18 protein-coding genes are annotated in these 19,748 nt (G+C 70.6%); 8 read left to right on the top strand and 10 right to left on the bottom strand.

Annotation, left to right across the window (positions count from 1 at the left end; genetic code table 11):
* Positions 1–15: 15 nt before the first annotated feature.
* Positions 16–957, bottom strand: coding sequence for an alpha/beta hydrolase family protein (locus tag ID574_RS28160; RefSeq protein ID WP_188192004.1), 942 nt, complete (start codon positions 955–957; stop codon positions 16–18).
* A gap of 184 nt (positions 958–1,141) precedes the next feature.
* On the opposite strand from ID574_RS28160, the gene ID574_RS28155 reads away from it, so the two are divergent.
* Positions 1,142–1,729, top strand: a complete 588-nt coding sequence (locus tag ID574_RS28155) for a TetR/AcrR family transcriptional regulator (protein ID WP_188192003.1) — start codon at positions 1,142–1,144, stop codon at positions 1,727–1,729.
* A gap of 44 nt (positions 1,730–1,773) precedes the next feature.
* Here the strand turns inward: ID574_RS28155 and ID574_RS28150 are convergent, their stop codons facing one another.
* From ID574_RS28150 to ID574_RS28130, 5 genes are all read right to left on the bottom strand, one after another.
* The gene (locus ID574_RS28150) at positions 1,774–3,822 is read right to left on the bottom strand and encodes a cellulase family glycosylhydrolase (protein ID WP_188192002.1); all 2,049 of its coding nucleotides are present in this window, start codon (positions 3,820–3,822) and stop codon (positions 1,774–1,776) included.
* Between the two features lie 167 nt (positions 3,823–3,989).
* A complete protein-coding gene (locus ID574_RS28145; RefSeq protein WP_188192001.1) occupies positions 3,990–4,763 on the bottom strand; it encodes an ABC transporter ATP-binding protein in 774 nt (257 codons plus the stop codon).
* On the bottom strand, positions 4,760–5,776 hold the full coding sequence (locus ID574_RS28140; RefSeq protein WP_188192000.1) for a FecCD family ABC transporter permease: 1,017 nt from the start codon (positions 5,774–5,776) through the stop codon (positions 4,760–4,762). The genes ID574_RS28145 and ID574_RS28140 overlap by 4 nt, the downstream gene beginning before the upstream one ends.
* Entirely contained in the window at positions 5,773–6,786 is a 1,014-nt protein-coding gene (locus ID574_RS28135) for a FecCD family ABC transporter permease (RefSeq protein WP_223167143.1), read from the bottom strand. Before ID574_RS28135 ends, ID574_RS28140 begins: the two co-directional genes overlap by 4 nt.
* On the bottom strand, positions 6,783–7,745 hold the full coding sequence (locus ID574_RS28130; RefSeq protein ID WP_223167142.1) for an ABC transporter substrate-binding protein: 963 nt from the start codon (positions 7,743–7,745) through the stop codon (positions 6,783–6,785). Before ID574_RS28130 ends, ID574_RS28135 begins: the two co-directional genes overlap by 4 nt.
* Before the next feature lie 250 nt (positions 7,746–7,995).
* Between ID574_RS28130 and ID574_RS28125 the strand changes: the two genes are divergently transcribed.
* The 4 genes from ID574_RS28125 (at position 7,996) to ID574_RS28110 (ending at position 14,493) form a co-directional block, all read left to right on the top strand.
* Entirely contained in the window at positions 7,996–9,621 is a 1,626-nt protein-coding gene (locus tag ID574_RS28125) for an ABC transporter ATP-binding protein/permease (protein ID WP_188191999.1), read from the top strand.
* The gene (locus tag ID574_RS28120; RefSeq protein WP_188191998.1) at positions 9,618–11,300 is read left to right on the top strand and encodes an ABC transporter ATP-binding protein; all 1,683 of its coding nucleotides are present in this window, start codon (positions 9,618–9,620) and stop codon (positions 11,298–11,300) included. Before ID574_RS28125 ends, ID574_RS28120 begins: the two co-directional genes overlap by 4 nt.
* A 472-nt stretch (positions 11,301–11,772) precedes the next feature.
* Positions 11,773–12,813 carry a hypothetical protein gene (locus ID574_RS28115; protein ID WP_188191997.1) on the top strand — a complete coding sequence of 347 codons (1,041 nt, stop codon included), beginning with the start codon at positions 11,773–11,775 and terminating at the stop codon, positions 12,811–12,813.
* Between the two features lie 240 nt (positions 12,814–13,053).
* Positions 13,054–14,493, top strand: coding sequence for an ankyrin repeat domain-containing protein (locus ID574_RS28110; protein ID WP_188191996.1), 1,440 nt, complete (start codon positions 13,054–13,056; stop codon positions 14,491–14,493).
* Positions 14,494–14,559: 66 nt separating this feature from the next.
* On the opposite strand, the gene ID574_RS28105 is transcribed toward ID574_RS28110, so the two are convergent.
* From ID574_RS28105 to ID574_RS60180, 3 genes are read right to left on the bottom strand one after another with little or no spacing between them, the layout of a single operon-like run.
* Positions 14,560–15,657 (bottom strand): NAD(P)/FAD-dependent oxidoreductase, encoded by a 1,098-nt coding sequence (locus tag ID574_RS28105; RefSeq protein ID WP_188191995.1) that lies wholly within the window; start codon positions 15,655–15,657, stop codon positions 14,560–14,562.
* A gap of 2 nt (positions 15,658–15,659) precedes the next feature.
* Positions 15,660–17,051, bottom strand: coding sequence for a cytochrome b (locus ID574_RS28100; RefSeq protein ID WP_188191994.1), 1,392 nt, complete (start codon positions 17,049–17,051; stop codon positions 15,660–15,662).
* Positions 17,052–17,075: 24 nt separating this feature from the next.
* On the bottom strand, positions 17,076–17,534 hold the full coding sequence (locus ID574_RS60180; protein ID WP_223167141.1) for an NAD(P)-binding domain-containing protein: 459 nt from the start codon (positions 17,532–17,534) through the stop codon (positions 17,076–17,078).
* 281 nt (positions 17,535–17,815) lie between these two features.
* Here ID574_RS60180 and ID574_RS28090 point away from each other — a divergent pair, with 281 nt between their 5' ends.
* From ID574_RS28090 to ID574_RS28080, 3 genes are all read left to right on the top strand, one after another.
* Positions 17,816–18,052, top strand: a complete 237-nt coding sequence (locus tag ID574_RS28090) for a DUF6289 family protein (RefSeq protein WP_188191993.1) — start codon at positions 17,816–17,818, stop codon at positions 18,050–18,052.
* 36 nt (positions 18,053–18,088) lie between these two features.
* Positions 18,089–18,325 carry a DUF6289 family protein gene (locus ID574_RS28085; RefSeq protein WP_188191992.1) on the top strand — a complete coding sequence of 79 codons (237 nt, stop codon included), beginning with the start codon at positions 18,089–18,091 and terminating at the stop codon, positions 18,323–18,325.
* A 114-nt stretch (positions 18,326–18,439) separates the two neighbouring features.
* Positions 18,440–19,000 carry an AfsR/SARP family transcriptional regulator gene (locus ID574_RS28080; RefSeq protein ID WP_188191991.1) on the top strand — a complete coding sequence of 187 codons (561 nt, stop codon included), beginning with the start codon at positions 18,440–18,442 and terminating at the stop codon, positions 18,998–19,000.
* A gap of 273 nt (positions 19,001–19,273) precedes the next feature.
* Here the strand turns inward: ID574_RS28080 and ID574_RS28075 are convergent, their stop codons facing one another.
* Positions 19,274–19,732 (bottom strand): MerR family transcriptional regulator, encoded by a 459-nt coding sequence (locus ID574_RS28075; protein ID WP_188191990.1) that lies wholly within the window; start codon positions 19,730–19,732, stop codon positions 19,274–19,276.
* Positions 19,733–19,748 lie beyond the last annotated feature (16 nt).

The following is a 19,748-nucleotide window of genomic DNA, read 5'->3' as shown; positions in this document are numbered from 1 at the left end:
CACGGTGAGGTTCGCTTACTTGCTCTCCAGCTTCCCCAGCGGGCTGGGGTCTTCCTGCAGTGCGGTGGCCGCCGCCCGCCAACTGGTGTCCCCCGGGTAGAGGGCGCTGCGCAAGAAGGCCACGCTGAGCTGCTGGATCAGGGCGACGCGCGCGGGATTCTCGTCCGTCGTCTCGGCGACCTCGTACCCGGGGATGCCGCCCAGCGAGTGCTCCGCCCCGAACAGCGTGAGCAGGCTCTTGTTTGCCGGGCTGTAGGTGTAGGGGTCGGTGAACCAGTCCGGTCCCCGGGTGGACAGTGCGGACTGGTCCTGATCCCCGGCGACGATGAGAGCCGGCGTGGTCATGGTGGCGAAGGACGGCTTCATGAAGGGGAGGTTCTCGGCGGCGAACGGGGTCAGGTCGTCGCCCAGGCCGGTCAGGGCGAGCAGCACACCCGCCGTGACGCGGGGGTCGGACATGTCCTCGCCGGGAACGCCGTCGGAGTCGAGGACGCGCGCGCCCAGCAGCGTGCTCGCCGTCTGGGCTCCCCAGGAGTGGCCGGCCACAGCGATGCGGCTGCGGTCGAGGCGCCCGCCGAGGCCCGGCACGGAGGCTTCCACGACGTCGAGTCCGTCCAGCACGCGCTTGAGGTCCTCGATACGGAAGCGCCATATCCGCGGCGTACGGGGGTCCTCGGCGGGGAGGCCGAGCGTCCTGGAGTCGAGGTGGGTGGGCTGCAGGACCACGAAGCCGTGAGCGGCCCAGAAGTCCGCCAGCGGGGCGTAGCCGTTCATCGACCAGCCGAAGCCGTGCGAGAAAACAATGATGGGCAAATCGCCGCCGGTCGCGGGGGCGGACACGCGGACCTGCAGATCCTCACCGCGGCCCGGGGCCGGCAGCACTACCGGCTTCATCGAGACGACCGAAGTGGGCGCACTCGTGACCACGTCCGTCGCCACCATGGCTGATTGGCTCATAGGAAGAACTTCCTTGCTGATTCGTGGTTGATGTGGTCGGCGTCAACGGGCATCGCGCGACGACAACGCGCGGCTTGGTTGACGGGCCCCGGCTCTGGCATCATGAGCAAACGGAACCTTGTCCCGTTTGACGATACGGGACACTGTCCCGTTTAGCAATCCCGGGAACGGAGGGAACGGCGCGATGAACGACAGCGACGAGGGCGCAGGGCACGCGGCCCGGCCCAAACGGGCGGACGCCCGGCGTAACGAGAAGACTCTGCTCGACGCGGCCGCCGCGATCTTCGTCACGTCGGGCGTGGAGGCGCCGGTACGCGACATCGCGGCCAAGGCCGGCGTCGGGACGGCCACGATCTACCGCCACTTCCCGACGCGAGCGGATCTCATCATCGCCGTCTACCGGCATCAGGTCGAGGCCTGCGCCGAGGCCGGTCCAGCCCTGCTGGCGAGCAGCGCGAGTCCTCACGCCGCACTCGGACGATGGATCAACCTGTTCGTCGACTTCCTGGTCACCAAGCACGGACTCGCCGCCGTGCTGCAGTCCGACAACGCCGGCTTCGACACGCTGCACGCCTACTTCCTCGACCGGCTCGTGCCCGTCTGCGCCCAGCTGCTCGAAGCCGCGGCCGCCGCCGGCGAGATCCGCTCCGACATGGACGCCTACGAGCTCATGCGCGGCGTCGGGAACCTCTGCATCGGCGCCGACCACGATCCCCGCTACGACGCCCGCCGCATGGTCGAACTCCTCATCGCAGGACTGCGCCTCCACTAGGGAGGGTCCGTCGGCTCGCGCTGCAGGGCGGGGAGCCCGCTCGGTCAGGCCGTGGTGCCGGTGACCGCGGTTCCCGACTTGGTGACGAAGTAGGTCACGGTCGCACCGCTCCAGAAATGGAAGGTGAGCGTGGCCCGTGAGCCGTCATTGACCTCGGCGAAGAAGGCCGGTCTCAGCGTGATGGTGTTGCTGCTGTAATTCGGCGCGAACGTGACGTCGAACTCCTTGAAGGACGTCCAGTTGTGAGGTCCGGCGTTGGTGCCGTCGGCGTACTTGGCCTCCATGGTGGCGAGCTGGTCGCCCTTGAATGCGGTGGGGATGGCGAAGGAACTCGTCGTTCCGCTCGCGTTCTGCATGGTCGGCGTGTCATAGGTGACGATGTCGATCCGCCACGGGACGCCCTGGGAGAACCGAGCCGACAGCGTCGCGTTGACGCCGTAAGCGCGAGAACCCGTCAGCCGGGTGAGCGCGGATGCCGTGAACGTGAGCTGGTCGCCCGAGACGGTGTAGTCGCTACCGCGTACCAGATCGGTGCTGCCGTGGCGGATCCCTGCGAACGAGGTGCCGTTCAGGTTGAGCGTGAGCGTCTTGCTCGTGATGGCGGACGACCTCGCGTTGAACACCTGATCCGACGATGCCGTGCCGGAGCGCGTCGTCCAGCTCGACTTGATCTGCGCGAACAGCTCGGGGTCGGCCCACTGGAACGAGGTCCGATTGAAGTGCTGGCCGTTGTCCCACAACATGGTGGTGATCTGCTTGGTACGCGCGTAGTAGCCGAGGAACTCGAAGAACTTGAGTTTCTCCCCCTGTTGGATCGTGCCGGTATGCCGGTCGAAGCCCAGAAGGCCGTACTCACCGATGATCACGGGTATGCCGCGGGCCGTGAAGGCGTTGTGCACCCGGTCGAAAGCGCCGGTCAGATCCTGCTGGACGGTGGCGTCGAAGCGCGTGCCGCCGGCGACGTTGACGCTGAACGGCCAGTACCCGTAGAAGTGGACCGTCGCGATGAGGTTGGGGTCGTTCATGGCGTTGAACGTGCTGACCAGCTCGTCGACTCTGGCCTGGTCGGCGGACGTGTGCAGGGTCGGCAGGACGAGCAGTCGTGTCGCGTTGTCACCGCCCGACTGCCGCACGATGGTGCGGAAGGACGTGTTGAGCTCATGGAGGAGCGTCGCGTTCTGGGCGTCTCCGGAGCTGCCGGTGAAAGTCGGCTCGTTGACGCTCTCGAACAACAGCTTGGGCGAGGAGTTCCGGAACGTGCCGGCGATCTGGGTCCAGATCGCGTTGTACCGGGCGAGTACGTTCGCCCGGTCGCCCGGCATGTTCTGGATCCACTGCCAGGAGTCGTGATGGATATTGATCATCACGTAGAAACCCTCGGCGAGAGCCCAGTCGACGACCTCTTTCACCCGGTTCATGTGCGTCGCGTTGATGGTGTAGCCGGGCGCTCCACCTTGGTGCTGACCCCATGTCACCGGGATCCGGATGCTGTTGAAACCCTGTGCCCTGATGTTGCGGAGCAGCGCCGCCGTGATCCGCGGGTTGCCCCATGAGGTCTCGTCCGCGCCGGTTGCGTCGAGAGAGTTGCCCAGGTTCCAGCCAGGCTGCATCGCGGCCACGACGGCCCGCGCGTCGCCGGGCGACGGAGTCGACGTCGGGGTGGGCGTGGGTGTCGGGGTGCCGCCGGTATCGCCGCAGGCCACGCCGTTGACGGTGAAAGCGGTGGGGCCGGTGTTGGTGCCGCCGTAGCTGCCGTTGAAGCCGATGGTGACGCTGGCTCCCGTTCCCAGGCCCTGGGCGTACGACGGGGCGGCCACGCTCACGCGGTTGCCCGACTGAGTCCAGGTTCCGCCCCAGCCCTGGGTGACCTGCTGATCGCCGGGCCAGGCGTAGCCCAGCGTCCACGGGCTGACCGGATCGCCAAGGTTGTTGATCGTGATGTTGGCGCCGAATGCGCTGCCGTTGTCCCAGGCCTTGGCGTAGGTCACGGAACAGGCGACGACCGCGTGGGCCGCGGGTGAGCTGACGGCCACCCCGATCGCCGCCAGAAGCGCGGCAACTGCGGACAGAGCCCACGAACGTAACGTCTTCATCTTCAAGCCTCCGTGGAAGGAGCGCCAGGCGGCAGCGCAGTGATCCATGTTTGGCTGGTTTGCCGAGCGTGTACAGGAGTGTTCCCCCGGGCCATACTGCTGACCTGGTCAGAGACCTGAAGATGTGCAGCAGAGGTGTGAAACTTTCACTCCTCCGCGCGGTGGCCTCAGATGGCCGCGTCGAGCAGGCATCGCGGAGCCCCGTGCAGCTCGTCCACGACCACCCGCCCGGCGACGCCGAACACCTCGGCCAGCAGCTCCGGTGTGATCACGTCCTCGGGCTCGCCATCGGCCCACACCCGGCCCTGGTGCAGCGCGACGATGCGTTCGGCGAAGCGGGCCGCGTGGTCCAGCTCGTGCAGGACGGTCACGACGGTGAGGCCGCGCGCCGCGCGCAGGGATCGCACCAGTTCAAGGACCTCCAGCTGGTGGCGGATGTCCAGGTGGGCGGTCGGCTCGTCGAGGAGCAGAATACGGGTGTTCTGGGCCACCGCCAGCGCCAGGCGTACCCGCTGGCGCTCGCCGCCGGACAGCGTGTCGAGGACGCGGTCGGCGAGATGGGCCACCCCGGCGAGTTCGAGCGCCTCGTCCATGGTGTCGGAGTCCCACAGCAGCCCCAGCGGTCCGCGGTGCGGGTAGCGGCCCTGGCGGACGAGCTGACGCACGGTCAGCCCGGGAACGGGCGGGAGGCTCTGGTGCAGGACGGCGAGCCTGCGGGCCACCTCTCTGCGCGACAGCGACGCCAGGTCCGCGCCGTCGAGGGCGATCCGTCCCGACGTCGGCTTGAGCAGGCCGGCGATGAGCCGCAGCAGCGTGCTCTTGCCACATCCGTTGACGCCGACCAGCGCGACGAACTCACCGGGCTCGACGGTCAGGTCGGCGCCGGCCAGGATGGGGCGCGGGCCGTACGAGAAGTGCAGGTCCTGGACCACGACGCTCATTGTGATCTTCCCAGTCTGATGAGGACGGCGGCACCGGCCAGGGCGGTGATCACCCCGGTCGGCACGCCGAGCCGATGCGTGCCGTTGAGCAGGTGCCCGGCGAGCTGCGCGAGGGTGTCCGCCCCCGCCAGCGCCACCGCTCCGGCGACGGCCGCGGTCATGACGCCGCCGCCCAGCCTGCGGGCGGCGTGCGGAGTGACCAGGCCGACGAAGGCGATCGCTCCCGAGAGGCTGGCCGCGCCCGCGGTCAGGGAGATCGCCACGGTGAGCGCGATGGCCCGGCCGAGCCCGGGGTGCAGGCCGAGCGAGGCGGCGTGATCGTCGCTGGGGGCCAGGACCGCCAGCAGCGCCGAGCACGCCCACGCCACGGCGATTCCGCCGAGGATCCACCAGGAGGCGAAGGCCAGGTGCTCCCAGACCCTGCCTTCCACCGAGCCGATGAGCCAGCGCAGCGCGTTGCCGAACCTGCTGGGCTGGTAGGCGAGCAGCATCGTGGTCATCCCGCCCAGCAGCGCGCTGCCGAGCAGGCCGTACACCACGAGGTGGGCGGGGTCGCGGCGGGCCGCGAACAGCCAGGTGATCCCACCGCCCACCGCACCGCCGGCGAGCGCGGCGGCCAGCGCCCCCGCCGCCGAGTCCGCGGGCACCACGCCGAGAGTGAACCCCGCCAGGATGCCGAGCACCGCGCCCGGGTTGACCCCCGAGAACTCCGGCGCGGCCAGCGGATTGCGCAGGGTGGCCTGCAGGACGTACCCGGCCACGGCCAGGGCCGCGCCGGTGAGCAGGGCGGTGAGCAGCCTCGGCAGGCCGAGCTGCCAGACGATCTGCTCGTGCAGGCCGCTCGCCGTGCCGTCGAGCAGCCCGGCGATCGCTCCGGCGGGCTGCCCGGACGCGAGGAGGTGGGCGACCGCGACGGACGCGAGCAGAGCGGCCATCGCGAGCACGCGGCCGGTGCGGGCGGGCGCGGCCACGCCGGTCCCCCCGGGTGCGGTCCTTCTCGTCGTGACCGTCATGCGGACGTCTGCCTTCTCAGGAGTACGGCTCCCGCCAGCACGCCGGCGAGGGCCGTCCACGCCCCCAGCGGCGTCTCCACCGGGGCGAACGCCAGCCGCGCCGCCAGGTCGGCCGCCAACGTCACGAGCGCGCCCAGCGCGGCCGACCACGGCAGCCAGACCCGGGCGTCCGCGCGCGGGCGCAGCCGCCTGGCCAGGACGGGGGCCAGGAAACCCACCCACGCGATCGGCCCGCACGGACCGGTCACGCAGCCGATCAGCAGCGCCGACACCGCCAGCACGCCCAGCCGGGCGCGATCCACCCGGCTGCCGAGCGCGGCGGCGGCATCGTCGCCCAGGCGCAGGAGCCCGAGCGCCGGCACGCACAGCGCGACGAGCGGCACCGCGGCGGCGAACCACGGCAGCACCCGGCCGGTCTGCTCCCACATCAGTCCGGACAGGCTTCCGACGAGGTAGCGGAAGAGCATGTCGTACTGGAGGCGGTCGGCCGTGGCCATCACGGCCAGCAGCAGCGCCTGGATCGCGGTGGACACCGCCGCGCCGACGAGCAGGACGCCGCCGGCCGTCCGTGCCGTCCTGGCCACGACCAGGGTGACGAACCCGCCGAACGCGGCGCCCAGCAGGCCGACCAGCGGGTACACCGCGAAGGGCACGGGCAGCGCCCACACCACGCAGACACTCACCGCCAGCGCGGCGCCGGTGGAGACCCCGATCATCTCGGGAACGGCGAGCGGGTTCCTGAGCGACTCCTGCAGGAGCAGCCCTGCCGTGCCGATCGCGGCCCCGCCCATCATGCCGATCAGCACGCGCGGGACGCGCAACTCCCAGACCACGACGTGGGCGATGGAATCGGGGGCGGCCAGCAGGTCCTGCGGGCCGACGAAGGGCGTGCCCAGACACAGCCCTGCCAGCGCCAGGAGGGCGAGGCCGAGCGTGACGGCCAACGGCGCGGCCCGGACGGCGGCGAGGCGTCCGGCGGCCGCCGGACGCCTCCCAAGGGCAGTGCTCACCCGGTGGCCTTGGCGAGCGCCTCGTCCAGGATGATGCCGAACGCCCTGGTGCCACGGCCGGACGCCCACAACTCGGTCTGCACCTCGAACGCCCTGCCCGACGCCACGGCGGGAACGCGCTTCCACACCGGGTTGTCCTTGTAGCTCTCGCTGACCGAGGTCCCGAAGGACTGGATGAAGATCACCTGAGGCGCCTTCGCCAGGATCTCCTCGATGCTGTACGCCTGGGCGGTCTCGAAGCCGCCGCCCTTGCTGGGCCAGGGATAGGCGAAGAACTGCGACATGAAGTGGCCGAGCACGTCATCGGTGGTGTTCACGCCCACCGAGGTGCCGCCGTACATCGCCAGGACCGGCTTGTCGGCCAGCCCCGCGGCCTTGGCCTTGGCGATGCCGTCGGCGACCTTGGCGCGGAACTTCTGCTCGGCCGCGGCCTGCTGCTGTCCGCGATCGGTGAGCTGGGCGAGCGCCCGCAGGTAGCCGATGGAGTCCTCGTACGACTTCACCTTCACCACCCACAGAGGGGCGAACTTCTCCACGGCGGTCCTGAGCTGGTCGTGCACCCCGGCGAGACCGATCACCAGATCGGGCTTCGCCTCAGCGATCTTGGAGACGTCCTCGCCGCCGAAGCTCCCCGGGACGACCGGCACCTCGGCGCCCTCGGCCCCCAGGTAGTCGGGGCGGGAGAGCAGCTTGGGCGTGGTCGTGGCCACCGGCGTCAGCCCCAGCTCGACCAGGGCGTCATCGCACAGGCCGGTGAGGCAGACGATGCGTTCGGGCTTCTTCGGGAGCGTGAACGTCTTGCCGTGCGGGTCGATGACGGTCAAGGCCGCGGTCACCGGGGTGACCTGCGACGCGGCCGGCTGCTGTGCCGCCTGGGCGGCCGGGCGTGGCGCCGGCTCGCTCTGGGCGCAGCCCGCCGCCAGGGCGAGGGCGGCCAGCGCGACGAAAAGCCTTCTCATCAGCGACCTGCCCTGTCGGCCGATGCGGGCTGGGCATGCGGGGCACGAGCCGGTACGGCCACCGCCCCGGCCGAGAGGGCACTGCGGCGCATGAAACCTCCAGAACATGGAAAATCTTCGCGGAGCTAGACAATGAAAACGATTACCATTTACCCTCTCTTTACCGCAAGGGGTGAATCGGGCCCTGTGTCCGAATCGAGAAGGTCGTCGCCGGCGCCGGGTGGTCGCAGCCGGCAGGGAAGGACAGTGAGTGATCCATCGCCGCCTGCTGCAGCTGGCCGGGAGCGTGAAGGGACCGATCGCGATCTGCGCCGCGCTGGGTCTGGCGGTCAGCGCCGCGTACGTCGCTCAGGCCGTCCTGCTCGCCGCCGCGCTGGCCACCCTGGTGCGCGGCGACCTCGCGACCGTGATCCAGCTGATGGCCTGGACTTTCACCGTGATCGCGGGGCGCGCGGCACTGCTGTGGGCCAGGGGGGCGGTGACCGTGTGGGCGGGCGCGCTGATCAAGGCGAGGCTGCGCGACCGGCTGATCAGTCACCTGGCGCGGCTGGGCCCGGCGCACCTGACCGGCGCCCGCACGGGACACGTGCAGACCACGCTGGTCGACGGGGTCGAGGGCCTCGACCCGTACTTCAGCCGCTACCTGCCCCAGGTGGCGGTCACCTTCTGCGTGCCGGTGGCGCTGGTCGGATGGCTGTTCACGGTGAACCCGACCGCCGCGGCGATCCTGGCCGTGGCCGTGGCGAGCGTGCTGATCATCCCCAGGTTCTGGGACGCCACGCTCCTCAGGCGAGGGCGCAGCCGCTGGATCGCCTTCGCCGAGCTGGCCTCGGACTACCTGGAGGCGATGCAGGGCATGGCCACGCTCCGCGCGTTCGGGGCCGTCGGCCGGGTGGGCGCCAGGCTCGCCGGGCGGGCGCACGATCTCTACCTGACCACCATGCGGCAGCTCAGGATCTCGCTGGTGGAGACCGGTGTGAGCGCCTTCTTCGTCCACGCGGGCACGGCCGGGGCCGTTCTCGCCGCCACCACGACCGGCAGCGCGTGGAGCGTGTTCACGGTCCTGCTGATCGCGGTGGAGTGCTTCCGCCCCGTACGGAACCTCTCTGATAGCTGGCATGCCGGATATCTCGGGATAACGGCGGTTGATGGCATCGAGGCGCTGCTGTCGGCTCCACCGGCGGTCGAGGACCGCGGGACGCGGCATGACTTCCCCGCCCCGCCTGCCATCGCGTTCGAGCGCGTCACCTTCAGCTATCCGGGCTCGGAACACCCCGCGGTCCGGGCGGTGAGCTTCACCGTGCCGGCCGGTCACACGGTCGCCCTGGTCGGCCCGTCCGGCGCGGGCAAGAGCACCCTCGCCGCCCTCCTGCAACGCCACTACGACCCGGACGGAGGAGCCATCAGCATCGGCGGGACGGACGTGCGCGACCTCACGCTGGACACGCTGCGCGCAGGCGTCGCGGTCGTGGCCCAGGACACCTACCTCTTCCACGGCACGGTGGCCGAGAACCTGCGCCTGGCCCGTCCGGACGCCACCGACGAGGAGCTGGTCGCCGCCGCCCGGCTGGCCGCCGCCCACGACTTCATCGCCGAGCTGCCCGACGGCTACGGCACACGGCTCGGCGAACGCGGGGCGACCCTCTCGGGAGGACAGCGGCAACGCCTGGCCATCGCCCGGGCGCTGCTGGCCGACGCCCCCGTGCTGGTGCTCGACGAGGCCACCTCGCACGTGGACGCGCGTGCCGAGCAGGCGCTGGCCGAGGTGCGGCGGGGCCGTACCTGCCTGATGATCGCCCATCGGCCCGACACGATCCGCCAGGCCGACCAGGTCGTGGTCCTGGAGAACGGCACCGTCATGGAGGCCGCGGCATGAACCCGTCCATCCGCTGGCTCGCCGGCGCGGTCGGCACGCATCGCGGAGCCTTCCTGTCGACCCTGGTCTCGAACCTGCTCGGACAGCTGGCCGTGCTCGGCACGGCGGTGACCGGTGCCTGGCTGGTGGGCCGCGCGATCAGCGGCCAGACCGCGCCGCTCGACGTGGCCGGCGCGGTACTCGGCGGGCTGGTCGCGGTCGCGACGCTGGCCGCCTGGTGGGAGACGTACGTCGCGCACGACCTCGCCTATCTGGTGCTGGCCAGGCTGAGAGGCCAGGTGTACGACGCCATCGCCAGGATCGCCCCGGCCCGGCTGCTGGGCCGCCGCAGCGGCGATCTGTCGGCCGCCGTGCTCTCGGACATCGAGACGCTGGAGTGGCTCTTCGCGCACACCCTGGCGCAGCTCATCACGGCCGGGACGGTGCTGGTGGCGGGAGGCGTGGCCGCCGCGCTGATCGACCCTCTCCTGCTGGCCGTCTCGCTGCCGCTGGCCGCCTGCGTGATCACCGTGCCGCTGTGGCTGCGCAAGATCTCGCACCGGCACGGCGAAGAGCTGCGCGCCGCCACCGCGGAGCTGACCTCCGACGTGGTGGACACCGTGCAGGGCTTGCGCGAGCTGGTGGCGTTCCGCGCCCTGGAGCGCCGCAGGGACCTGCTGGCCCGCAAGACCCTCAGGGTGGCGCGTGCCCAGGCGGCCAATGAGGCCCGCGGCGGGCTGGAGGCGGCCGTCACCGATGTGCTCGTCGCCCTCGCGGCCGCCGGGACGCTGTTGCTGGTCGCGACGGTGATCGGATCCCCCGGGGACGCGCCGGTGGCCATGGTGCTCGCCGCCAGCTCGCTCGGCCCGGCGGCGCAGGTGGCGCTGCTGCTCAAGGAGTACGGAACGCTGCGGGCGGCAGCCGACCGGGTCCACGCGCTGGTCACCGCGCCCGCCAACGTGCCCGCGCCACGAGACGTCCTCGAGGTGGCCGCCCAGCCGGACGTCGTCTTCGAGGACGTACGCTTCCGCTACACCCCGGACGGGCCCGAGGTGCTGCGCGGAGTGTCCTTCCGCATCCCCTACGGCAAGACCGTCGCCCTGGTCGGCGCCTCGGGCGCGGGCAAGTCCACCTGTGTGTCGTTGCTGCTGCGTTACTGGGACCCGGACGGCGGGCGCATCCTGGTCGGCGGAGTGCCGCTGCCGCGCATCGCCGATCTGCACCGGCACGTCACGGTGGTGCCCCAGGACGTGCACCTGTTCGCCGGGACGATCGAGGAGAACGTCCGGCTCGGCGCGCCGGACGCCGACTCCGCGGGCGCGCTTCGCGCCGCCCAGCTCCCCCTGGATCCGGCGATCCAGGTCGGCGAGCGGGGCGTCACGCTCTCCGGCGGCCAGCGCGCCCGGGTGGCCGTCGCCCGCGCGCTGGCGACGGGCGCGCCCGTTCTGGTGCTGGACGAGGCCGTGGCCAACCTCGACACCGACAACGAGACCCGCCTCGCCGAGGCTCTCCAGGAAGCCGCCGCCGGCCGGGCCACGCTCGTCATCGCCCACCGCCTGTCCACCATCCGCCGAGCGGACCACGTCGTGCTGCTGGAGGAGGGCCGGGTGGCCGCGGAGGGTTCGTACGACGAGCTGAGCGACCGCCTGTCGCGTTTGTTCGCGGTCTCACCAGCCCCGTCGTCCGATCATCGGACATGACCCGTGGCGTGGGGGACCTGCATTCGATCATCGGCCGGTCCCGCCGCCCGGCGTGACCCCGGCACCCGTGCCGTGGCGGATGGCCGGTGGCGTTGCGCTGGGGGCGGGGCGGTCGCGTACGGCCGACGGGCCATGTCCACCAGCGCGTCCAGGAGCGCGGGCGGGTCGTCCTTCCACCCGGCCGGCCGTACGTCGATGAGGGGCGCGATCGGTGACCGCGCGGTACGCGACGCCGGGACGGGTCCGCGCTGCGGGCGCCGGCCTTCGCGCACGGACCTGCCTGCGCCGGGCGGGCATCGCAAGCGGCGAGGGAGGACACGAGCATCAGCGCGGCAACGATCCGCATCGGCCCATTATGAGATCAACTCGGCAGCGTCCGCGCGAATGCACCGACACGGAGACATATCCGGTCCGGGCCGGATACGGTGGCCCGTGGACAATCGGCGAAGCCCGTAAGCCACCGGAGTGTTCTATGCGTACCGTCCCTTCCATCGGGACAGCGGCAATCCTCTCCTTCCTTCTCGCCCTCACCCTCCTCCCCGCCCGGCCGGCTGACGCCTCGCTCGCCGCCCTACCGGGAGGCAAGGCGACCTATGTCGTCTCGCAGGGCCATCTCAAGGCCGCCTCCCGGCAGAACTGGGTACGCCTGGGCAGCTACCGCTTCGCCCCCAACGGCACGGTCACCGCGGCCCTGTACCTGTGGTGGCAGCGTCACCCCAAGGCCAGACAGCGCACCGGCACCGTCCCCGACACGAGCTGCACCACCAAAGCCGGCGGTTCCCAATCGCGCCCCCGTACCTGCGAGGTGCTCACCGCCGGAGGTTTCACCGGCGCCCCCGACGAGAGCCGCACCGGGACGTACAAAGTGTCCGGGAACGTGGTGAGCATCCGGTGGAAGATCACCCAGACGTGGACGGAGCAGTGGTACGTACGGCCCTCCCCCGACGGGAAGCTGGCCCGCCTGGACCTCAAGCAGAGCACGCTGGCCACCAACGGGTACGGCTACGGCAGCAACGCCTCGATCAGCACGCGGCGCGCGATGAGCTCGGTGAAGGCCTTCCCCGGCTCACTCAGGCAGGACCTGACGAGCTGGGCGAGCGGCAAGCTCGTCACCTCCGGCAATCAGCCGTTCGGCCACTCCGCCTTCCGTGCCTGCTCTGCCACCACCTCGTGCCTGACCTACCTGCAGCCGTCCTCACGCGGCGCGTGCCAGAAGTCGGGCGGCTGCCCCAAGTACGGCGGCGGAACGCGCCCCAACATCAGCTCCATCCAGTACTACCTCACGATGATCTCCAAGTCGGACCGCCGCGACACGCTGTGGCACTGGTGCACCTGCCTGGCGATGGAGCGCGATCAGTTCTGCTACACCGGCAACTCCCACGTCAAACCACTCATGCAGATCATCGACGACACCGGGGCCTTCCGCGGCTGGGTCGGCGCGGAGGCGTCCTTCTCGACCAGTTCCCGGGCGACGGACATGCTGGCGGTGCTGCGCATCTCCGACTTCCGCTGACCGGCTCGAACCCGCGTCAGCTCGGGGAGAGCAAGCCGGGCCCGCGGGGAGAAGGCCTCAGAGACATGACGATGGCGACGTCCGAACATGATGGGGTACGCTCGAGCCGGCGTTTCGGGACGCGACCGGTCCGCGGAAAGGGCTCAGCCCACCCGATCCTCAACGTGTTTGGTCATGGTGCCGTTCCTCCTTTTCGGCCCGAAGATGCGGACGTCGGGCGCATCCGAAAGGGAGGTCTTCGTGGCGAATCGTCTGCCCGAAAACCCCAGCCTCGACCACCTGAAGAACGAAGCCAAGCAACTGCTGCGCGGTGTGCGCGCGGGCGAGATCCGCGCGCTCGCGACGGCGGGCGGGTGGTATCCGGGAGAGCTGTCAGACCTGCGGTTGGCCGGCGCGCAACTGGTGGTGGCCCGCAAGTACGGCTTCACGAGCTGGTCGCAGCTGCGGGCACATCTGACGATGGTGAGCGAGTTCGCGCGCCGACCGCACGAGGTGGGCCCCTCGTCCGACCCCGCAACCGAGTTCCTGCGGCTGGCCTGCCTGACCTACGGCGAACTCGCGCTCGCGAGCAGCGAGGCGGCGGCGCGGCTGTTGGCCGCCCGTCCCGAGGTGGCCGGCGCCTCGGTGTGGACGATGGCGGCGGTCGGCGACGCCGCCGGGGTGGCCCGCGCGGTCGCGGCCGACCCCGCATCGGCCCAGGCGTACGGGGGCCCCTTCAGCTGGGAGCCGCTGCTGTACCTGACCTATTCACGAGTGGCGCAGGCCGACGCCGTGGGGACGGCGCGGATCCTGCTCCGCGCGGGAGCCGATCCGAACGCCGGCTACCTTCCCGAGGGGCAGGGGCCGCCGTTCACCGCGTTGACCGGGGCGCTGGGCGGGGGCGAGCTGGGGCAACCACCGCACCCGCAGGACCTGGAGCTGGCCAGGGTGCTCCTGGAGGCCGGGGCGGACGCCAATGACGACCGGGCCCTGTACAACCGCGGCCTCCTGGGCGACGACACCGGCTACCTGAGGCTGCTGCTGAGGTTCGGCCTCGGCCGCGGGGACGGCGGGCCCTGGGCGGCCAGGCTGGGGCGCGTGCAGGACTCGCCGGCCCGCATGCTGGAGAACGCCGTGCTGGCAGTCGCGTTGCGTGGCCGGGCACGCCGGATGCGGTGCCTGCTGGCGCACGGCGCGCCCGCGGACGCCAGGGGCGACGGGCACCCGTCCTTCCTCGATCACACGGCGCTGGAACTGGCGCTGCTCGGCGGGCATGCGGAGGTCGCTCGGCTCTTGGCCGACGCGGGAGCCTCCGGCTCGCTACGCGGGCTGGACGTCGCGGAAGCGGCGATCATGCGAGGGGAACGGGGGCAGGTCGAGCAATTGCTGAGCGCCGATCACGAACTGGCCGAACGACTCCTGACGCGGCGGCGGGATCTGATCATCAAGGCCGCGGAGTACGGCCGGGTGCCGGCCGTACGGTTGGCCTGCGCGCTGGGCTTCGATGTGAACGCACGCCTCCCGTCGACGGCGTTGCACAAGGCGGCGCGGGCGGGCGACCTGCCGATGGTGCGAGCGCTGGTGGAGTTGGGAGCCGACCGGTCGCTACGGGATTTCGACTACGACGCCACGCCGCTGGAGTGGGCACAGTCCGCGGGCCAGGCGGAGGTGGTGAAGTTCTTGGGCCATCCCACTGAATGATGATCTGGCACGCCGATACCGGCCACCCTCGCCTGCGCGCTCCGCGGTACCCGCCGCTCGGGCGACTCATGCCACGCGCAGCAGCTGATCCGACGTCCGGACCAGATCCACGATGGAGTCGTGGATCCTGTGCTGGTACGGCCGGCGCGAGCCGTACCCGATGGAGGCCGCGACGTTGCCGCCAGCCAGCCTGCCTTGGCGCAGGGCATGCTGCCCGCTCATCGGGGTGATCTTGCCGGGCCTGGTGAGGTCGGGGACGGCGGCCACGTCGCCGCAGGCGTGGATCTCGGGATGGCCGGGCGCGGCCAGGTACTCGTCCACCCTGATCCTGCCCTGCTCGGCCGCCAGTCCGAGGTTGGTCACGAGCGGATCGGGGCGGACCCCGAAGGTCCACACGATCGTGCGGGTGGGGATGAACTCACCGTCGGTGAGCCGCAGCCCCCGGGAGGTGATCTGCCCCAGCGAGGTCTGCGTCCGGACCTCCACGCCCCGCGACCGCAGCATCCGTGCCGTGGTCCTGGACAGGCGGTGCCGCATGTCAGGCAGCAGCCACTCTGCGGGATCGGCCAGGATCCAGCGGATCGGCTGCCCGCGCAGCCGCGGGTCGCGGCAGGCGATCGACTGTGACAGCGACTGCCCGGCCGAGGCCGCCGCCGTACCGGCGTATCCCGCGCCGAGCACGACGAACGTGCAGTGCGCCGCGCGTTCGAAGGGATCGGTGCTCGCGGCGGCCAGGGAGAGCTGCCGGCGGATGTGATCGCGCAGATGGAGGGCCTGGCCGACGTTGTGGAAGCCGACGCTGTGCGCCGAGACCGCGGAGACCTGGGCGACTTCGCTCACGCCTCCCGCCGCGACGATCAGCCGGTCGTAGCCGAGCACGCCGCCGTCGTACAGCACGCGCCGGGCGTGGGCGTCGATGTGGGTGACCGTGCCGAGCACCACCCGCACACCCGGCAGCGTCTCGGCCAGCGGCACGCTCACCCGATCCGGGCTGAGGACGCCCATCATCACCTGCGGGAGCAGCTGCGGGTGCAACGCGACGCCGGTCGGGTTGACCAGCACGATCTCCGCGCCGTCTCCCACCGTGCGCGACAGGGTGCGCGCCGCCTGGTATCCGGCGACCCCGGCTCCGACGATCACGACCTGTGGCCTGTTCGGTCTCACTGTCATCTCCCCGCGGTGATCGCCGGCTCCGGGTCCTCCCGCCGCACCGGCGCCAACCGTTCGTGGAATCCGCCGTCCGGGGACCGCGTGATGATCCCGGTCTCCACTCCGTGGTCGGCCTCGTGGCGATCCGTCTGCTGAAGCGCGAGGCAGATCCACCGGGCGATGACGAAGGCGACGACGGGGCCGATGACCACGGCGTACCTGAAGAAGATCGTCACAGCGTCGACGGTGAGGTGGAACTGGTGGGCGATCTGGTCGTTGGCCGCGGCCGCCCACAGCAGGCCGTAGAACGTGACGCCGGCGACCGCGATGGCCGTCTTCACCGGTGTCTCGCGTGGCCGATCGAGCCGGTCACGCGCGAGCGTCTCGCGGGCCATGCGGCTCGTGGTCTTGGGCCGGCCCAGCGCGTCGCGCCGGTTGCGTCGTGAGAGGAGGAAGCGCTCGGCCATCGGGTAGGCGGCCAGGGCGGTGAAGAAGACCCCGGGGATCACCAGTGTGGGGACGAGGACCGCGAGGCTCAGCGTGTAGTCCCCGATGGTGAGCTCCCACCCGGGCATGATCCGGAGGGCGCCGTCGAGGAACCCCATGTACCAGTCGGGAACCGAGCCGGCCGAGATATGCGTCGGCTTGGCGGGGCCGTACAGCCATATAGGGGCGATCTGGAACCCGAACCCGAGAATGATCAGCATGCCGAACGTCGCCAGCGCCATCATCGGGCGTGCGCTCCGCCGCGCCGGCACCGAGGCGATGAACCGGGAGTGGCCGTGCCGCCGCACCAGCAGTTCACGGGCGATCAGCAGCGCGGCCATGACGACCGCGATCAGCAGGTGCCCCCCGTACATGACCGGAATGACCCTGTCACCGGGAAAATCCGGGCCGAACAGCAGCGACATCGCCCAGGTCCCCACCACGGGGATGGACTGCACAACCGACATGATCAACCACAGGCTCCCCCCGGACAGCATGTCGTCGGGCAGTGCGTTGCCGGTCTCCCCCGCGGCCATGCCCAACGCCAGCAGCGTCACCCAGATCAGCCACTGCCCCGTGCGCGGGCGGCGGAACGCGCCGGTGAGGAACATACGCAGCAGCTGCAACACCACGGCCGCCACGAAGACGAGCGCCGCCCAGTGGTGGACCTGGCGGATGAGCAGTCCGCCGCGCACCTCCAGGCTCAGATGCATGGTCGAGTCGAAGGCCTTGCTGACGAAGAGCCCGCGCAGCGGGCCGTACGAGCCGTCATAGGTCACCTGGGACATGCTGGGGTCGTAGAACACCATCAGCACCGCCCCGCTCACCAGCAGGACGACGAATGACCAGACGGCGATTTCCGCGAACATGAACGACCAGTGGGAGAACTGAAACGAGCGGCGCTTGGCCAACAACGAACGCATTTCGGGCCCCCTAACGTTGCCTACTCACAAGACGCCGTCGGGCCGGGGAGTGTGACAACGTTGCGGGTGTCGATGACGGTGATTCCCGTCACTGCCATCCGGTCCTTCGCCGGGGGCCGACGTGACCGCGCCTGCCCCCGGACGCCTGTTGATCGGCCGACGTCCACGGTGTATGCGTGCGCCACGCGGCAGCAGTTCCCGCCCTCCAGGGAGGACGCCCGCCGCACGTGCCGCGTCCGCGATCAGGCAGGTGTTGTTGAACGCGTCGGAGGTCGCCGCCTGCACCGAGAAATCCCGCGCGATGAGCTTGGGGATCTTCACGCGCGTGACATCGCACGCCATCGGGCCGGAATCGATCGCGGCCTGGAACGTGCTGAGCTCCAAGCCGTGCCGGCCGGCGAAATGCACGGCTTCGGCCAGGCCGGCAAGAAGCGGACGGATCTCCGCGACGGTCTCGGGGTCGCCACCCAGCAGGGAGACCAACTGGCCGGCGCGTTCGACCCCATCGCCACGAGGACGTGGCCGGACACCAGTCTGGCGAAGCCGGGCGAGTAGAACATGAGTCCCTCTTGCGTTTTCTTCCTCCAGGACGGATCATTTCGATCACCGGTCGGGGATCCGTCTCCGCCCGGACCTTCTCCACGGTCCCGTCCGGCTCCTACGGCCCCCTCCGTCTGCCCGCTCCCCGGGAGACCGCACAAGGCTGCCCGCCGTCTCACAGGGCTCGGGTCACCTGCTGTTCCGCGTTCGGGAAAGGACTGTTGATGATCCGTCGTGCACTCGTCGCCGCGGCCCTGACCGCGACGGCCCTCGTCGCCCTCCCCGCCGGTTCCGCGCAGGCCAGGATCTGCGCGCTCGGTCACCAATGCGTCACCACGTACTACTCCGACAGCACCGGCACCCAGGTCGTCGGCGGCCGCTTCGAGGGTTGCGACGGCTCCTTCTACGAGTGGGGCGTGCGCACCGTACACAAGGACTGGTCCGAAACGCCCTGTAGCTGATTCCCGCCGTTCCCCCGCGATCAGGAAGGACAATTCATGATCCGTCGCGTACTGGCCGTCGCCGCCTTGGCCACCGCAGCGCTCGCCACCGTGCCGGCCGGCGCGCAGGCCGCCCCCGCCTGCCGGGCCGGCTACATGTGCAACACCCAGTACTTCTCCGACTCCGCGCGTACCAACTTGGTCGGGGTCAAGACGGAATTCTGCAATGGTGAGGTTTCGACCTGGGGCAGGGTCACCGGCTACATCACTTGGTCCACGAGCCCCTGCACCTGAGGGAAGGCATCCGGCAGGGCACGCGCCGGCGGCCCTGCCGGGCCAGGGTAGCTCCAAGAACGGCAAGTACGCAGCTATTTGGATCAAGTAGCACCTTTCCGGCATTCTGGGCCGGTGCGAGTTGAGGTTCTCGGCCCCGTCAACGCCTATCTGGACAGCGGCGACTCCGTGGAGATCAGCGGAGTACGGCTCCGCATGCTGCTGTCCCGGCTCGCACTCGAGCCGGGCCGCCCAGTCTCCGCCGAGACGCTGATCGACGACCTGTGGGGCGAGGAGGCGCCCGCGGGAGCCACCGCCGCCCTGCACAGCCTCGTCGCACGGCTGCGCAAGGCCCTGAGCGGAGCCGCGGCTCTGGAGCTGGTCGCCGGTGGCTACCGGCTGTCCGTGCGCCCTCAGGACGTCGACGCCTGCCAGTTCGAGGAGCTGGTCGCCCGGGGACGGCGCGAGCTGGTCGCGGGCACGGCGCCGAAGGGCCTGAACAGCAAGTCCACGGCCGCACTCGCCGACCAGGTGCTGCCGGCCCTGACGGCGGCCATGACCCTGCTCAAGGAGCAGGCTCCGGCAGAGGCCGGCAGCTTCCGCCGCACCGTCCTCGTCGCCATCGAAGCGGCCACCCGGCCCCAGAAGGGGGAAGCCCAGCCCCACCATGGCGGAGATGGCCCGCAAGATCACTGAGGCCCTCGACGCCGCTTGATGGATGCCGGCCTGCGCAGCTACACCTGGTCACGGGGTCCTCTCCGGACCCCGTGACACGGCGGCGTGGCGGTGTCAGGGCGGATGCGCCATCACCACCCCTCGAAGCAGTACGGCCGCTGGTGGTCTTTGCGGCCGCCGCCCACGACCGGTCGTTCGGCGACATCTCCGCCCTGCTCCACCGATGAGAGCGGGGTTGCGGGGGTCATGGGCCGCCGAGCCGAGTTGTGAAGCTCGCCGAACATGTCCCTGGGATCACGCGCGGGAGTGTGACACAGAATGCGAATGAACCCGCGCATGAGCCTCTTCGAGAGAACATCCCGCCAGGAGCGCCGCGACCCCGCCGGTGAAGTTGGAGCACTCGAAGATGTCCTCGTGCGGGCAGGCCAGGCCATGGGCGATGGCGGTGCGTGCCACCTGAGCCTGGGCAATCCGTTGATCCAGCTCGGTGAGCTTGCGTTGGTACAGCTCCCGCCAGCCGTCGCCAGGCAGCGAACGAGAGGCGACCAACGCTTTGACCTCCCGCAGCGTGAAACCGACGTCTCGCAGCAGCAAGACCACGCCGACCAGCCCGACCGCCGATGGCGGATAACGCCGTTGGCCTGAGACCCGGGCAGGCGCCGGTAGCAGGCCGAGTTCCTCCCAGTAGCGCAGAGCGGAGGTGGCGACACCCGTGCGGCTCGCCAGCTCACCGATCGTCAGCTGCTCACTCATTTGACTTCAAGCGTAC

Origin of the sequence: Nonomuraea sp. SYSU D8015 (assembly GCF_008065375.1) — a bacterium.
In the GTDB taxonomy this organism is placed as follows: domain Bacteria; phylum Actinomycetota; class Actinomycetes; order Streptosporangiales; family Streptosporangiaceae; genus Nonomuraea.
Note: the sequence above shows the minus strand (reverse complement) of the source record. Positions and strands in the feature narration are given on the sequence as shown.

Excerpts from the sequence above, each read along its gene's own strand:
- ID574_RS28160 (WP_188192004.1), bottom strand. The coding sequence starts at position 957 with ATGAGCCAATCAGCCATGGTGGCGACGGACGTGGTCACGAGTGCGCCC.
- ID574_RS28155 (WP_188192003.1), top strand. The coding sequence starts at position 1,142 with ATGAACGACAGCGACGAGGGCGCAGGGCACGCGGCCCGGCCCAAACGG.
- ID574_RS28150 (WP_188192002.1), bottom strand. The coding sequence starts at position 3,822 with ATGAAGACGTTACGTTCGTGGGCTCTGTCCGCAGTTGCCGCGCTTCTG.
- ID574_RS28145 (WP_188192001.1), bottom strand. The coding sequence starts at position 4,763 with ATGAGCGTCGTGGTCCAGGACCTGCACTTCTCGTACGGCCCGCGCCCC.
- ID574_RS28140 (WP_188192000.1), bottom strand. The coding sequence starts at position 5,776 with ATGACGGTCACGACGAGAAGGACCGCACCCGGGGGGACCGGCGTGGCC.
- ID574_RS28130 (WP_223167142.1), bottom strand. The coding sequence starts at position 7,745 with ATGAGAAGGCTTTTCGTCGCGCTGGCCGCCCTCGCCCTGGCGGCGGGC.
- ID574_RS28120 (WP_188191998.1), top strand. The coding sequence starts at position 9,618 with ATGAACCCGTCCATCCGCTGGCTCGCCGGCGCGGTCGGCACGCATCGC.
- ID574_RS28115 (WP_188191997.1), top strand. The coding sequence starts at position 11,773 with ATGCGTACCGTCCCTTCCATCGGGACAGCGGCAATCCTCTCCTTCCTT.
- ID574_RS28100 (WP_188191994.1), bottom strand. The coding sequence starts at position 17,051 with ATGCGTTCGTTGTTGGCCAAGCGCCGCTCGTTTCAGTTCTCCCACTGG.
- ID574_RS28090 (WP_188191993.1), top strand. The coding sequence starts at position 17,816 with ATGATCCGTCGTGCACTCGTCGCCGCGGCCCTGACCGCGACGGCCCTC.
- ID574_RS28085 (WP_188191992.1), top strand. The coding sequence starts at position 18,089 with ATGATCCGTCGCGTACTGGCCGTCGCCGCCTTGGCCACCGCAGCGCTC.
- ID574_RS28075 (WP_188191990.1), bottom strand. The coding sequence starts at position 19,732 with ATGAGTGAGCAGCTGACGATCGGTGAGCTGGCGAGCCGCACGGGTGTC.